General features: G+C 34.7%; 12 protein-coding genes. 1 reads left to right on the plus strand and 11 read right to left on the minus strand.

Features of this window, described 5'->3' with window-relative positions; translation table 11 throughout:
- Positions 1–63: 63 nt before the first annotated feature.
- From OEW74_RS14720 to OEW74_RS14740, 5 genes are all read right to left on the minus strand, one after another.
- The gene (locus OEW74_RS14720) at positions 64–762 is read right to left on the minus strand and encodes a hypothetical protein (RefSeq protein ID WP_265429193.1); all 699 of its coding nucleotides are present in this window, start codon (positions 760–762) and stop codon (positions 64–66) included.
- A gap of 159 nt (positions 763–921) precedes the next feature.
- Entirely contained in the window at positions 922–2364 is a 1443-nt protein-coding gene (locus tag OEW74_RS14725) for a TolC family protein (RefSeq protein ID WP_265429194.1), read from the minus strand.
- Positions 2351–5545: an efflux RND transporter permease subunit gene (locus OEW74_RS14730; protein WP_265429195.1), complete on the minus strand. Its 3195-nt coding sequence runs from the start codon at positions 5543–5545 to the stop codon at positions 2351–2353. The genes OEW74_RS14725 and OEW74_RS14730 overlap by 14 nt, the downstream gene beginning before the upstream one ends.
- Positions 5546–5618: 73 nt before the next feature.
- On the minus strand, positions 5619–6701 hold the full coding sequence (locus OEW74_RS14735) for an efflux RND transporter periplasmic adaptor subunit (RefSeq protein ID WP_265429196.1): 1083 nt from the start codon (positions 6699–6701) through the stop codon (positions 5619–5621).
- Positions 6702–6845: 144 nt separating this feature from the next.
- Positions 6846–7181: a hypothetical protein gene (locus tag OEW74_RS14740; RefSeq protein ID WP_265429197.1), complete on the minus strand. Its 336-nt coding sequence runs from the start codon at positions 7179–7181 to the stop codon at positions 6846–6848.
- A gap of 296 nt (positions 7182–7477) precedes the next feature.
- On the opposite strand from OEW74_RS14740, the gene OEW74_RS14745 reads away from it, so the two are divergent.
- Positions 7478–7858 carry a hypothetical protein gene (locus OEW74_RS14745; RefSeq protein WP_265429198.1) on the plus strand — a complete coding sequence of 127 codons (381 nt, stop codon included), beginning with the start codon at positions 7478–7480 and terminating at the stop codon, positions 7856–7858.
- A 33-nt stretch (positions 7859–7891) separates the two neighbouring features.
- Here the strand turns inward: OEW74_RS14745 and OEW74_RS14750 are convergent, their stop codons facing one another.
- The 6 genes from OEW74_RS14750 to glmS all read right to left on the minus strand — a co-directional run bounded on the left by OEW74_RS14750 (position 7892) and on the right by glmS (position 15753).
- The gene (locus OEW74_RS14750) at positions 7892–8923 is read right to left on the minus strand and encodes an NAD(P)/FAD-dependent oxidoreductase (protein WP_265429199.1); all 1032 of its coding nucleotides are present in this window, start codon (positions 8921–8923) and stop codon (positions 7892–7894) included.
- A gap of 119 nt (positions 8924–9042) precedes the next feature.
- On the minus strand, positions 9043–9981 hold the full coding sequence (gene gldN / locus OEW74_RS14755) for a gliding motility protein GldN (RefSeq protein WP_265429200.1): 939 nt from the start codon (positions 9979–9981) through the stop codon (positions 9043–9045).
- Positions 9982–9998: 17 nt separating this feature from the next.
- The gene (locus tag OEW74_RS14760; protein WP_265429201.1) at positions 9999–11588 is read right to left on the minus strand and encodes a GldM family protein; all 1590 of its coding nucleotides are present in this window, start codon (positions 11586–11588) and stop codon (positions 9999–10001) included.
- Positions 11589–11629: 41 nt separating this feature from the next.
- A complete protein-coding gene (gene gldL, locus OEW74_RS14765) occupies positions 11630–12322 on the minus strand; it encodes a gliding motility protein GldL (protein ID WP_102979805.1) in 693 nt (230 codons plus the stop codon).
- A gap of 56 nt (positions 12323–12378) precedes the next feature.
- On the minus strand, positions 12379–13791 hold the full coding sequence (gldK, locus tag OEW74_RS14770) for a gliding motility lipoprotein GldK (RefSeq protein ID WP_265429202.1): 1413 nt from the start codon (positions 13789–13791) through the stop codon (positions 12379–12381).
- Between the two features lie 108 nt (positions 13792–13899).
- The gene (gene glmS, locus OEW74_RS14775) at positions 13900–15753 is read right to left on the minus strand and encodes a glutamine--fructose-6-phosphate transaminase (isomerizing) (protein ID WP_265429203.1); all 1854 of its coding nucleotides are present in this window, start codon (positions 15751–15753) and stop codon (positions 13900–13902) included.
- Positions 15754–15769: the final 16 nt, after the last annotated feature.

Here is a 15769-nt window from a genome sequence, read left to right on the forward strand (position 1 = left end):
AGCCGCCGCCGAAACCAAAAAAAAATAGCGAGTGCGGAAAGCGGGATTAAGCTCCTAAAAAAATCAATTACAAATCGTAAGAAAACTATGACCTCTCATGTGAACTTTTATCATCGCTTCAGATTTTAGTTCGCTGTAAATACTTTGGTCGAAAGCCTTAACGTCATTCAATTTAGAGTCTATGAAATCTGCAATTCGTACCACCGAAAAATAAAAATTTCGGTATAGAGACATATCTACCGTACTTCCGAAACGAGGAAGAAAAGCCTTTAAAAACGGAATTTTTTTCTGATGCAGATTGTAATCGGGGCAGTAGCCTGTTTTTTCTTTTGCGGTGATCAATTCGTAATGATTGATGTAATCCAGAATCGTTTCATTTTCTTTCATCGAAATTTTATTTTTCTGAAAATATTGATGGATTCTGTCTAAAATATGTTGAGCATATTCCATCATCGTGATACTTTTCATTTCTGAAATGTTGCTGATTCCTGTTTTAAAATTTTTCGCATTTTTAAGATTCATATTAAAAGAAATTCCAAAGTTTTCATGATATGGAAAGAAACAATTATTTATTTCGATCACGGCATCTGCCTGCAATCTGTCTTTCGAAAAATTATAGCATAAATACGGCTTATACATCTCTTTCAGATGAAGAAGAAAATCGGTCTCATTTGTATTTCGATTGTTTTCAAACCAGTTTTCTAGATTGTTATAATAATCATTTTCAAATTCTCTGAAGCTTAAATAAAACGGGATTTCCATAACTCTCAATATTTTATACTGCAAAGCTATAGTGGTAATGCGCCAAAACTTGACGCGTTTTATTTTGATGTAAATTATTTTCAATAAAAAGTCCGGCTCTAAAGTTAGAACCGGACTTCAACGAATGAAATAATGATATATGAATAAAAAAACTTAACCTTATTTCCAGCCGCCACCTAAACTTTTGTAGATGTCGACAACAGTGCTTAACTGTTTTTCTTTGGCTTCGATCAATTCCATTTTTGCATCTAAAGCATCTCTTTGGTTTAAAAGAACTTCCAAATAATCTGCTCTTGAGTTTTTGAAAAGCTGATTAGCAATATCAATAGATTGGTCTAAAGCCTGTGTTTCTTGTGATTTTAACTGATAATATTGGTCAATATTTTTCACTTTCGACATTAGATTTGAAATATCTAAATACGCATTCAGAATGGTTTTGTCATATTCATACAAAGCCTGAATTTGTTTTGCATCTGCTGTTTGAAAATTAGCTTTAATCGCACTTTTATTAATCAGTGGTCCTGCCAATTCTCCAACCAAATTGTAAGCAATAGACTCTGGCATTTTAACTAAATAAGAAGGTTTAAAAGCTTCCAATCCTAAAGTTGCAGAGATTTCCAAGCTTGGATAGAATTCTTTTCTTGCCGCTTCAACATCTAGTTTTGCAGCCTTTAATTCTAATTCAGCCTGTTTAATATCGGGACGATTTGCCAATAACTGAGACGGAATTCCTGTATAAACCGTTTGCGGAATGGTCGACATAAAGCTTTCCTTAGTTCTTACGATCGGTTGCGGATAACGACCACAAAGCGCATTGATCTGATTTTCCTTTTCAGTGATTTCCTGACGGATCGTGTATTCTGTCGCTTTTGATTTAGCCAATTCAGCTTCAAACTTTTTCACTGCCAATTCTGTTGCGGCAGCTGCCTGTTTCTGGATTTTTGAAATTTCTAAAGCTCTCGTCTGCAGTTTGATATATTGCTGAATAATATCCAATTGGTTATCAAGCGCCAGTAATTCGTAATAATTATCAGCAACTTCCTCAATCAGATTTGAAAGAACAAAATTCTTTCCTTCCACAGTCGAAAGATAATGAGCAACGGCTGCATCTTTCTCATTTCTGAGTTTTTTCCAGATGTCGATTTCCCAGTTTGCCATCAAACCTCCCTCGAAATTCCCAAGCGGATCAGGCATTTCTTTTCCTGGTTCAATTTCAGTTGAAGCATCTCCCGCTCCTTCACTGGTGTAACGACCCGCTTTTTTTACTCCGGCTCCTAAACCAGCTCTCACAATTGGGGAAAGTTTTCCTTTTTTAGCAACCACTCCACTTTTGGCAATTTCAATTTCCTGAAGGGTAATCATCAACTCCTGATTATTCTTAAGAGAAGTTTCAATTAAACTTACAAGATTAGGATCAGTAAAGAACTGTCTCCACGGTGTTGTTCCGCTGTTGTTATTAACATCCTGCTGTTCATCTTGTTTAAAATTCTCAGGAATATTATTTTTTACGTCGTCTTGAATCACCGTTGCCATCGGAGCTTTACAGCCCGCCAAAACAAGCGATACGGCAATGGCTGCAATATATTTATTATAAATCTTCATGTTTATCATCGTGTTGGTAAGGTTCTGTTTGTTCTGTTAAAGGATTTTCTTCTTCGTATTTTGCCAATCTTGTTTTGTCGGCAATCGTTCCGAAAATGTAATATAATCCAGGAATGATCATCAGTCCGAAAACGGTTCCTAAAAGCATACCTCCTGCAGCCGCGGTTCCGATAGTTCTGTTTCCTACAGCTCCCGGTCCGGTTGCCATTACCAAAGGAATTAATCCTGCAACAAATGCAAATGAGGTCATCAAAATTGGTCTGAAACGCACTGCTGCACCTTCAATCGCTGCTTTTGCCACCGAAATTCCTTCTTCTGCTTTTTTCTGAACTGCAAATTCAATGATCAATACCGCATTTTTACCTAAAAGTCCGATCAGCATGACCATTGCAACCTGTGCGTAAATGTTGTTTTCCAATCCTAATAATTTCAGACATAAAAACGCTCCGAAAATCCCTGTCGGTAAGGAAAGAATTACTGGTAAAGGGAGAATGAAACTTTCATACTGCGCCGAAAGAATTAAATAAACAAATCCTAAACAGATCAAGAAGATATAAACCGCTTCGTTTCCACGACCTACTTCGTCTTTTGAAATTCCTGCCCAGTCGATCCCGAAACCTCTTGGTAACGTTTTATCAGCAACTTCCTGAATGGCTTTGATCGCCTGTCCTGAACTATAACCCGGAGCCGGAGTTCCACTTACTTCAGAAGAATTATACATATTATGTCTCGTGATCTCTGAAAGACCATACACTTTTTCCAAATGCATAAAATCGGAATACGGAACCATTTGATCTTTGTCATTTTTCACATACAATTTCATCAAGTCACTTGGCAAAGCACGATATTGTGGCCCCGCCTGAACAATCACTTTATAAGGTCTGTCGAAGCGGATGAAACTTGTTTCATAGTTTGAACCAATCAAAGTAGAAAGATTGTCCATTGCTTTTTCGATACTTACGCCTTTTTGCTCTGCCAGATCGTTATCTATTTTAAGCATATACTGAGGGAAACTCGCAGAATAGAACGTGAATGCGGAACCTAATTCCGGACGTTTTTTCAATTCTTTCACAAAATCGGTACTTACCTGCTCCATTTTATGGTAATCTCCACTTCCTGCTTTATCGAGAAGTCTTAATTCAAAACCACCTGCAGCACCATAACCAGGAATAGAAGGCGGTTGAAAAAATTCAATATTCGCTCCCGGAATATTTTTAGCTTTTTCTTCGAGCTTTTCTATAATCTCAGCAGCAGATTCTGAGCGTTCTTCCCAGCTTTTAAGGTTAATCAAACACGTTCCTGAATTTGAACCTGTTCCTTCTGTAAGAATTTCGTAGCCAGCTAAAGATGAAACGGACTGTACTCCATCAATATCTTCAGATTCTTTCAACAATTCTCTTGCAATCTGATTGGTTCTTTCTAATGTTGAACCCGGCGGAGTCTGGATAATCCCATAGATCATTCCCTGATCTTCACTAGGAATAAATCCTGAAGGCAATGAGTTGCTTAAAAAGTAAGTACAAGCACAAAAAAACAATAACAAAGGAAGTGTGATGAACTTTTTAGTGACTGTTTTATTCAATACCTTTTCATATTTACCCGCTCCTTTATTAAATGCATTATTAAATTTATCTAAAAGGATCGTGATCGGACCTTTCTTTTTAGCTTTCCCGTGATTATTTTTTAGAATTAAAGCACATAAAGCCGGAGTCAATGTCAACGCAACAACTCCTGAAAGAATAATCGATGAAGCCATTGTAATAGAGAACTGGCGATAGAAAACACCCACCGGACCCGACATAAATGCCACCGGAATAAATACCGCCGCCATTACCAATGTGATTGCGATAATCGCTCCACTGATCTCGTGCATCGCTTCTTCAGTTGCTTTTAATGCAGAAAGACCTTTTTCTTCCATCTTGGCGTGAACCGCTTCAATCACAACAATTGCATCATCGACGACGACTCCAATTGCCATTACCAAAGCGAAAAGCGAAATCATATTTAAAGTAATTCCAAATGCGGACATCACTGCAAAAGTTCCTACCAATGAAACCGGAACTGCGATTGCCGGAATCAATGTTGAACGCCAATCTCCCAAGAATAAAAATACCACGATTGCTACCAAAATAAAGGCTTCAAATAAAGTATGCACTACTTTTTCAATGGATGCATCCAAGAATCTTGAAACATCATAACTGATGTCATAATGCATTCCTTTAGGAAAAGTAGTTTTTTCAAGGTCTTTCATTAAAACTTTTACGTTTTTGATAACGTCACTTGCGTTAGAACCATAAGATTGTTTTACTGTAATCGCAGCAGATGGTTTTCCATTTAATGTAGAATAAATATCGTACATCGAAGAACCAAATTCGATATCGGCAACATCTTTTAATCTTACAAATTCGCCGGCAGATTTAGCTTTAAGAATAATATTTCCGTAATCTTTTTCATTATTAAAACGTCCTGAATATTTCAAAATATATTCAAAAGACTGAGAACGTTTCCCCGAACTTTCCCCCGTTTTTCCGGGAGAAGCTTCCAAACTTTGTTGGTTTAAAGCTTCCATTACTTCATCGGCTGAAATATTGTAAGCCGTTAATCTGTCAGGTTTCAGCCAAATACGCATTGCATATTCTCTGGTTCCCAAAATGTCGGCAAAACCTACTCCACTTACCCTTCTCAATTCAGACATTACATTGATATCTGCATAGTTGAAAAGGAATTTTTGGTCAGCTTTAGGATCGTCACTGTACAAGTTTATGTACATCAACATATTGGGTTCTTCACGGGTAATTTTTACCCCTTCACGCACAACCAAAGGTGGAAGCTTATTCACTACCGAAGAAACACGATTCTGAACATTAACCGCTGCAACATTTGGGTCGGTTCCCAAATCAAATACTACCTGAATGGAAGTTTCACCATCATTTCCTGCATCGGAAGTCATATATTTCATTCCCGGAAGACCATTTAGCCCTCTTTCCAATGGAATAACTACAGATTTAATCAATAATTCGTTATTCGCACCCGGATAAGTTGCCGTAATATTTACTTTTGGTGGCGAAATCGCAGGAAACTGAGTAATAGGAAGTTTCATTAACGATAAAACTCCCATAAAAACGATAATCAAAGAGATTACAATCGACAGAACAGGTCTGCGTATGAATTTTTTAAACATAAAAAAATTATAAATGATAAATTATTAATGATGAATGATGGATCAATGATCGCTTATCAATTATCATTTATTTTTACTCTGCTTTTAATTTTAAAGATTGAAGAACTTTCTTCGGATCCTGGAATTTCACTTTTACTTTTTGGTCGTCTTTCACTTTCTGAACTCCTTCCAATAAGATTTTATCACCTCCTGAAAGACCAGATGCAACAACGTAAATATCCGGAAGTTCATAGGCAACCTTAATATTTTTAGATTTTGCTACTCCATTTTTATCAACAACAAAAACATATTTTTGATCCTGAATTTCGTAGGTTGCTTTCTGAGGAATAATTAAAGCGTTCTTCAACGGTAAAGTCATACGGACTTTTCCTGTTTCACCATTTCTTAATAGTTTTTCAGGATTTGGGAACTTAGCTCTGAAAGCAATATTCCCGGTTTCGTTATCAAACTGACCTTCGATGGTTTGAATTTGTCCGGTTTGATTAAATAAATCTCCGTTTGCCATTACCAGATTTACATTCTGATTTCCTCGGTCTGCAACATTCTTCTGATAATTAAGATATTCAGGTTCAGAAACATTGAAATAACTGTAAATATCTGTGTTGTCTGAAAGCGTCGTTAAAAGATCACCTTCGTCTACCAAACTTCCCAGTTTTAAAGGAATTCTGTCGATCACTCCAGAGAACGGAGCTTTAATATCTGTAAATGAAAGATGGATTTGTGCTAATTTCATTTCAGCATTGGCAGCATCCAATTTAGCTTTTGCCATTAATCTTTCGTTCTTAGAAACAATATCGTTGCTTGCTAAAGTACTTGCATTTCTCAGCTCAATTGAAGCCTGCTCTACTTCAGCTTTTGCTTTTAATAATTCAGCCTGATACAATTGAGGCATAATTCTGAATAATGTTTGTCCGGCCTTTACATATTGACCTTCGTCTACATAGATTTTCTCAAGGAAACCTTTTTCCTGAGCACGGATTTCAATGTTTTTTACAGATTGGATTTGAGCTACAAAATCTTTGTTAATAATCGTATCCATTTTCACAGGTGAAGTCACCGGATACACTGAATCTTCTTGTTTTTCTTCCTTTTTCTCGTTACAGCTAAACAGCAAGAGAACAGCGCTTAAGACAGCACCTGAGACAACTCTTTTCATCATAATTTTAGAGTGGTATAATCGTTAAAAGTTTAATTTGAATAAATAATTCTGGAGTTTTTACATTGTGAAATCATTCCAAACACAACGCAACGTATTTTTGTTCCGGTTTTGGAACAAAAAAGAAAATCGAAAAATGAAATTTTAGATTCTGATAGAACGAATCAGAATAAATGTTTTTACAGAATTGAAATGCTGTAAAAATTCGGAAATTGAAGGTTTAAACCTTTTTTTGAATAATAATCCAAATGAATAAATCAACCCAAATACACTGGCAAAAACAATAATTGCCTGCACCGTATCTGAAAACTGAAAATCGTCTTCAGCCAATTCTATCGAAAAACCATCTGTAGTATCTGATATTTGATTAACAGAAAATTTTGCAGGTAATTTGGTATGATTAAGCTTGTTTGGATAATTATGAGAAACATGACCAGAAAAATCACTGCGTAAAGTTTTGACATTAAGTTTGCTTTCCACTATAAAAAGCAGAAAAAGGCTGGTCAAAAAATATACGATATAGTTTCTCATTTCAAGATGCAAATGTATGTCTTGATTTTAATACTCGATTCACTATTAACAAAATTTAACTCTTCTTGAAATACGCTGAAAAAATCAATGAGAGAAGCGATTCATTAAATTTAACTTTAAAAAAAATCATTTTATAACCATATAAATCTTTTAAATTATTAAAATTTAACGCATTTTAACAACTAATATTTGTAATTTTGTACCACCAAAACAATTTATTAAACCCTTAAAAACCAAAGTTACAGATGAAGAATTTTCCCGTCGGATTTTTTATAATCCTCGCATTATCGGCGTGTACACATTCCGCCAAAGACCCAGACACAGCAGCAGTAAAGCAAGAAGCGCATACATCTCAGGATGACATTACAAAGACAACTGTTGTAGACCGTCACGGTGACGAAATGGAAATTATTACCAATAATACTAAAAACACTGTTGTTGTAAGATTAAACGGACAAAGTTATGAGCTCAAAAAAAACATAGAAAACCCCAGTTTTTCTACAGCAGATAACAAATATCAATTTACAGAGACCAAAAATGAAGTCACTTTTTTAAAAAAAGATGCCGATATGGTTTTATTTCATGCAAAAAAAGATCAGCCAACCAAAAAAATGGCTTTACAATAATAAACAAAGACGCTTAAAAAAGCGTCTTTTTCTTTAAAATCTATCGATTGAAATCTCTTTGGGTAATGGAATATTATTTTCAATATAATCAAATAATGTCTTTGAGAAATAACATCCATTAAGAATTCCGCGAGCTCCTAGGCCATTAAATACATACAAATTGGAATGCTGAGAATGCCTTCCCAAAATAGGTCTTCTATCTTTTACGGTTGGTCTGAAGCCAAAATGCACTTCTTTAATTTCAAAATCGTTTGGATAAAATTCTGAAAGCCCTTTTTGTAATTGCTCGACTGCAGAATTATCTATTTCGTGATGCAATTGTTCTCTATCATACGTTCCACCATAAAAATGGAGATTATCTTCCAAAGGAAATAAAAAATGTTTTTTCTTAATGGTAATATCCTGCTGAATAGGTTCAGAAAGTTTTACACGAATGTGATGTCCTTTGTTTGGATTAACAGCAATATCTGAAAAGTATGAATTTTCTTTTACCCCCATTCCTTCACAAAACAAAATATTTTTAAAGCTAAAATCTTTGTAAACAGAATTTGAAGTATCGATTTTAGAATAATCAAATTTTTCTTTGATTAAATTCCCTTTATTTTCTAAATAACCTAATAAACCAGTGAAAAATCCCTTAACATTAAGTCTCGCTGACTGATTGACCTTTCCTGTCTGAAAGTCGTTTTTTACCCCATTTAAATGATCGAAATTTTCATCTAAAAAGTTTTTTAGGTCATCATTCACCGATTTTTTAAGCCAAAGCTTTTGTTCATTCTCATCATGAAAAATTCTATGAATAGGAGATTCTATCAAATAATTTTCACCTGTATAAAATTCAATTTCTTTTAAAGATTTTTTCAAGAAATCTATTTGTTCTTGTGCTAACCAAAATGTCGTAAACTTTTTTAAAACTACCGGATTGATAATTCCTGCAGAAATTTGTGAAGCACTTTTTTTTCCTTCTGAGAAAATTACAAAAGATTTATTATTTAAAAGCAACTGATGAGCAAAAAATAAAGCCGCATAACCATCACCAACAATGATGTAATCTACATTTTTCATATAAAGGATTCTATTAAAATTCATATATAATCACTTGCCACAGCTATATAAAAAGGTGATTATATAATAAAAAAACCTGAGTAAATGTACTCAGGTTTTTTATAAATATCAAGTGAAATTTAGTAATTCCACATATCGTTTTCCATTTGAAGAATCTGATCCTTGATTCTTTGGCTTTCAGCCAACTGCTCTTCAGCATTTCTAGGAATATAATCTTTAATAGTACCGTCACCTAGACCGCTGCTTGATTTGTAGATGATCGAAGAGAATCTTCTTGCATTAATTATATCATCAAAAGATAAATCCGCTGACGAATTTGCTCTGTTGTATACATAATTGTTTGCTAAAATATCTCTCGCTTTTGGATAATAAATCCAAAATAAATCGATTAATTCATCTTTACCAGCAATTGGATTACCATTTGCATCAAAAACACCTTGAACATTAGGGTCTGGTCCCATTGCAGCTATACCAAGAGGTCTGTATTTCATCATACCATCTCTTTTGTCAATAAACCACATACCCATAATTTTTAACATCTTAACATTTTCAGATGTAGTTTCAAAAATATCGGTATTTTCTTTTATTTCTTGCTCTGTAGGCTTTCTACCTGATGCAATAATATCAACGATAGCATCACCAGTTACAATTTTTTGTAATCTAGCTTTTATTTGCTCAGGAGTAAGTTTGGTAGAAAAGTTTTCGTCATCATAAACTTCTTCAATTTGACCACTCATAGCTCCATCTAACAAAACTTGATATAAAGATCTGGTAGTTTTAGATAATAATCCATTTGGGTTATCATAATAGAATGGTTGATTAATCTTATCATTAAGATCAATAACTTCCCATACCGTCATACTTTTTAAGATGTCTTTCTCATCTACAAAGCCATATTCTAAAGGAGTAACTTTATTACTAACAACAGTATCTCCTACTTTTTTCATATTTTCAGCTCTCATCTGTCTGAACTCTTCCGGAGAAGAGGCATTTAGAATAGTCTGAGAAAATGCAAACCCAGATGCTAATACTAAAAGACTGCTAATATATTTTTTCATAATAATTCTATTTAACCTTATGGAACATTAATAACGATTGGAGTAATTCTCTTAACAGGTCCTTCCAATCCTTGAGCTGTTGCTTTGATTTCAATAATCGAAACAATATCTCCAGATCTTACATTTTTCAATAAACCTTCTGCAGGTTCTAATGAATTTCCTTTTACCAACATTGCTGCTTTACCAGGAACTCTAACCATAAATTCAGTTACAGTGAAACTAACCGGGAAGTCGAAATCTGGAATCGCTGCCTGTACAGTTTGGTTTTTAATTGAGCTAGCCGGCATGCTTAGAGCATTCTGTCCTCTCATTTGACCTTGTGGAGGAGGTACATTTTTAATTCTATATTCAAATACTTGAGATACTCTCTTACCTGTAGGATCAGTACCTGAAAGTGTCAGATTAATTGTATTTCCAGTAGTTGGTTTTACATTCCATTTACCCTTACCTGAGCTTGATACATTTCCACTTGAAGCTGTTAAAGATAGTTGAGCATTATCTGCACCAAGGATAGATCCTGAAACAGGATTCTGTAGTCCTCTATACATAACGTTCATCTTATCAGCTGAAAGTAACAGACCTTGTTCAAGTTTTACTTGTTGTGGACCTGCGATTACATTATAAGTATGTGTAAATGGATATTGCGTTGCTTTACCAGTTGCATCTGTTAAAGTAATTACACCACCAATCTTTTTCTCACCAAGACCTCCAGTATTTAAAGGTAGGAATCCTTTTCCATTTTCTTGTCTGCTAACACCACTGATGCTAATTTTACTACTGTTAGAATAGTTACCTAACATAACAATAGCCTCAGCTTTTTTACCAGCTTGTACATCAGTTGGAGCAGAAACAATTGCTTCATATTGATTAAACTTAATACTAGCATCAACTTTTTCCTGAAGCATTAACGCCAATGCATCTGACTGTACGTTTCTTGCATCATTCTGAATAATCTCTAGATTTGAAATCGCAGCAATAAGAGGTTGGTGATAGAATTTATTCTGAAACCAAGTTTTACCATTTGGAGATTTCCCTGCAGGATACTCTGCAATGATAGATCTATTTGCTCTTTCAACTAATTTCAACAACTGTGGGTTACCTCCAAAATTAGCCACAATGTAAGATCTTACATCATCTAATTGCTTTTTAAGCTCTAAAGCTTTTGCAGAAGGTGTGTTTTCATCACCATCCTTAAAGAAATATTCAGTTGTAGCCTCATTATTGTTCAATGCTGAGAAGTTTTCACTTACATCCATGTCTTTTCCTGTTTTAGGATCTTTATCATGGAAGTCTGATTGTTTCTTAAGCGTTACTTTGATATCTTCAGCTGCTTTTACCAATACATCGATCTTAGCTTTCAGTCCCTTATACTGTTCCCAAGCTGTTGCATAAGTATCGGGCACTTGTTCAGCTTTAGCCTCTAATGTTTTTTCAAAAATATCTTCATTTTTCTGCTCTGTCAAAAACCTTGTTTCATTTAAGGCTCTTGTAGAATCATAATATGATCTGATAATTTCAACATCGATGTTGAGGGCCATCATAGCGATGAACACCAAATACATCAGGTTGATCATCTTCTGACGTGGAGTCTGTTTTCCTTTTGCCATTCTTTTTTCTTTAGTTTTTTGTTTAAATAATGGTTAAGGAATTATGACTTCATAGCAGTTAACATACCACCGTAAACTCTGTTTAAGCTGTTTAAGTTAGTTGTTAAACCTTGTAATTCTTGATTAAATTTCTCAGATTGCTCTGCTGATTTTTGCATATCATCAACATATTTTTTAGCAAAATCTGATTGTCTCTGACCATTTTCTAACTGCATTGCATAAAGAGCATTCATGCTTTCCATGTGTGAAGCAGCTTTGTTTAATTGGTCATTGTATTTGTGTGTAGAAGCAGATACGTCAACAGTTTGGTTGATTTGATCTACTGAGCTTGAGAATTTATCAATCCCTGTTCTTAGTCTATCAAATAATTGTACGTCAAGCTTAGCATCCTGAAGCATTTTATCTAACTTACTTGAAAGAGAGTTCTCTAATTCCGCAAAATGATCTACTGTATTCTTTGCAGAGATATTTGAATGTAGAGGATTTGGATTTGCATGCTTATCCAACAATTCAGGATAAACATTTTCCCAGTGGTACGACTCTTCAGCAGCAGGAGGGTCGAATGCAAAAATAATAAAGATAATCGCCTCAGTTACAAGCCCTACTGTAAGAGCGATGTTTCCGTTAATTGGTCCCAAGGTAATGTGAGTAATTTTAAGCCAAGCTCCAAGAATTACAATTGCAGCACCGAATGAATAGAAGAAATTCATCCAAGCATCTTTAGTCTTAAACATATAAGTTAGTTTTTTTTAAATGTTATAAATTGATAATAAAAATAATTTAAGCAATATTATCTGTTAACTCTTTTCGCTTTAACAGCTGCTTCAGGAATATCTTGTACTGTTCTGAAACCGATATAACTTCTTGCAGAATCTTTGTTTTCCCAGTCTCTTGCACCTGTCATCAACATATAACCAACATCTTTCCAAGAACCTCCTCTTACAGATTTTTTGTTATCTACTTTAGATTTAATAGAAGGATTTAAAGTAGAAGAGAATCCATAAGCAGAATTGTTATAACCTGATTCTGTCCATTCAGAAACGTTACCTGCCATATCAAATAATCCGAAAGTATTCTTTTTGAATTTTTTTACAGGAGCAGTGTAAGTGTAAGTTCCTTTTTTCTCATCTTCCATATAGCTACCTCTTTTTGGCTTGAAGTTTGCTAAATAACAACCTCTATCATCCATTAAATAAGGACCACCCCAAGGATAAGTAGCATTTTGTTTTCCACCTCTTGCTGCGTATTCCCATTCCATTTCGTTAGGAAGACGGAAACGTAAAGGTCTTTGTTGTTTTCTTTTCAAGCTTTCGTTATAATCAGACTTTAATTTAGTTCTGAAATCACAGTATGCTCTTGCCTGATCCCAAGTTACCCCAACAACAGGATAATCTTTGTAAGCTTTGTGCCAGAAATACTGTTCAAATAAAGGCTCATTATAAGTAAAGTGGAAATCATTTACCCAAACTGTTGTATCTGGATAGATTGCAATACTTTCGCTTCTTAAGAAGTTTGCACCTCTTTCGTTATCAGCGATAGCAACATCCATATCTCCCCATCTATAACCATATTTTAATTTACTAACATCAATAAGTCTTTCACTTCCTACTCTAGAAGATGCAGGTAAATACATAGACTCAAGAACTTCAGCATATTCTACATCAGGATATTTTGATGTATTCCAATGTAATGGAATTTTCCAATCTAATCTTTTAGTATCATCGTAACCGTCTCTACCTCCGGCTCCTTCAAGATATTCTTGATATGGTGTTAAATTTTCTTCTTTTTTAGCAAGATAAGCATAGTCTCCGATGCTTGCACCTCGGCCACCACCATCGCCACCTTCACCAGCTGCTTCAGCAAGCATAGTTCTAGCGATAGAATCTCTTACATAATTGATGAAAACCCTGTATTCTGCATTAGTAGTTTCCGCCTCATCCATAAAGAAAGGAGCAACAGTTACAGTTTTCAAAGGTGCAGTTTCACCATTATTGGTAAATGATTCATCGGCCATACCAGCAATAAACGAACCGCCAGGAATTGCCACCATACCATAAGGTCTTTGTGCAACAAATGATTTTGTTTTTTCTCTAGGTATCAATTCTCCTTTTGTTCCAGGCTTCCCTACAGAAGAAGATCCACCACCTGAACAAGATACCGATGCTACCGACGCAGACAATAATAAAAGAAATATCCTTTTCATGTTAATTTTTATAATTAAGCCGTAAATATATAATTTTTTTAAGAAACTTTTAAGATTTTTTTTAGAATAACGAAAAAAACCTGAACTTATTTTATTTCCAAGTACTTTTTACTCTACAGTTACTGATTTTGCAAGATTTCTTGGCTGGTCTACATTAGCACCTCTATACACTGCTATATAATAAGCTAATAGCTGTAAAGGCACTGAGGCTACTATTGGAGAAAAACATTCTGAAGTTTCAGGAATTTCAATTACATAATCTGCCATTGAACTTACCTGAGTATCTCCTTTGTTTACTACCGCAATTACTTTACCTTTTCTAGCTTTAATTTCCTGCACATTACTTACAATCTTATCGTAGTGTCCTTTTTTAGGTGCAATGATAACGATTGGCATATTTTCGTCAATTAGAGCGATTGGTCCGTGCTTCATTTCTGCCGCAGGATAACCTTCAGCATGGATGTAAGAAATCTCTTTTAATTTAAGAGCACCTTCCAAAGCTGCAGGATAATTGTAACCTCTTCCTAAGTAAAGGAAATTGGTTGCATTAATAAAGTCTTTTGCAATATTTTGAGTAAGCTCGTGAGTTCCCTCCAAAACTTCTTCGATTTTCTTAGGAATCGCATCCAGTTCAGAGATAAGACTCATAAATTCAGCATTTCCTAAATTACCATTATGTTTTCCTAATTTTAATGCAATTAAAGAAAGAATAGTTAACTGAGCAGTAAACGCTTTTGTAGAAGCAACACCAATTTCTGGTCCTGCATGAGTGTAAGATCCCGCATCTGTAATTCTCGCAATAGAAGAATCTACTACATTACATATACCATATATAAATGCACCTTTTTCTTTAGCTAGTTTTAATGCAGCCATTGTATCTGCAGTTTCTCCTGACTGAGAGATAGCAATTACAACATCTTTATCTGTAATAATCGGATTTCTGTATCTAAATTCTGAAGCATATTCTACTTCTACAGGAACTCTTGCAAATTCTTCAATTAAATATTCACCGATAAGACCTGCGTGCCATGAAGTACCACAAGCAATGATGATGATTCTGTTAGCGTTTTTGAATTTTTCTACATGATCCCAAATTCCCGCCATTTTAATAACACCTTCATTTACAATAAGTCTTCCTCTCATTGTATCGTGAATAGATTTTGGCTGTTCAAAGATTTCTTTCAACATAAAATGCTCGTATCCACCTTTTTCGATCTGCTCTAAACTTAATTTTAATTCTTGAATTTCAGGAATTATTTTAGAATTTTCTGTGATTGTTCTGATGTCTACACCGCCTTCTAATGATATAGTTGCCATGTGACCTTCTTCAAGGTAAATCGCTTCTTTTGTAAATTCAACAAAAGGAGAAGCATCAGACGCAATAAAATATTCTTTATCACCAATTCCGATTGCCAACGGAGAACCTAATCTTGCAACAACCAAAAGTCCTGGATAATCTTCGTGCATTACTGTAATAGCATAAGCTCCATAAACTTCGTTAAGAGCATATCTTACAGCTTCAGGAAAATCAGTTTCTGAGCTAAGCTCAGTAAAATACTGAATAAGATTAACTAAAACTTCTGTATCTGTTTCAGATTTGAAAGAAAACCCTTTCTCGGTAAGCATTGTTTTAATTGTATCATAATTTTCAATAATACCATTATGAACAAGTGCAATTTTCCCATTGTTAGAAACATGAGGATGCGAGTTTCTATCGCTTGGTACACCGTGAGTTGCCCAACGCGTATGCCCCATTCCTATTTTTGCAGTTCCTTTTAAATTATGAGAAATATTGACTAAATCATCAACTTTTCCTTTGGTTTTTTCAACACTAAAGCTGTTGGCAGTATTTTCTAAAACAATTCCGGCACTGTCGTAACCTCTATATTCTAATCTTCTAAGACCATTGATAACAATATCATAAGCATCTTGAAAACCTGTATAACCAACTATTCCGCACATATTTTAATCAAGTGTA

It is taken from the genome of Chryseobacterium sp. YIM B08800 (genome assembly GCF_026163565.1).
In the GTDB taxonomy this organism is placed as follows: domain Bacteria; phylum Bacteroidota; class Bacteroidia; order Flavobacteriales; family Weeksellaceae; genus Chryseobacterium.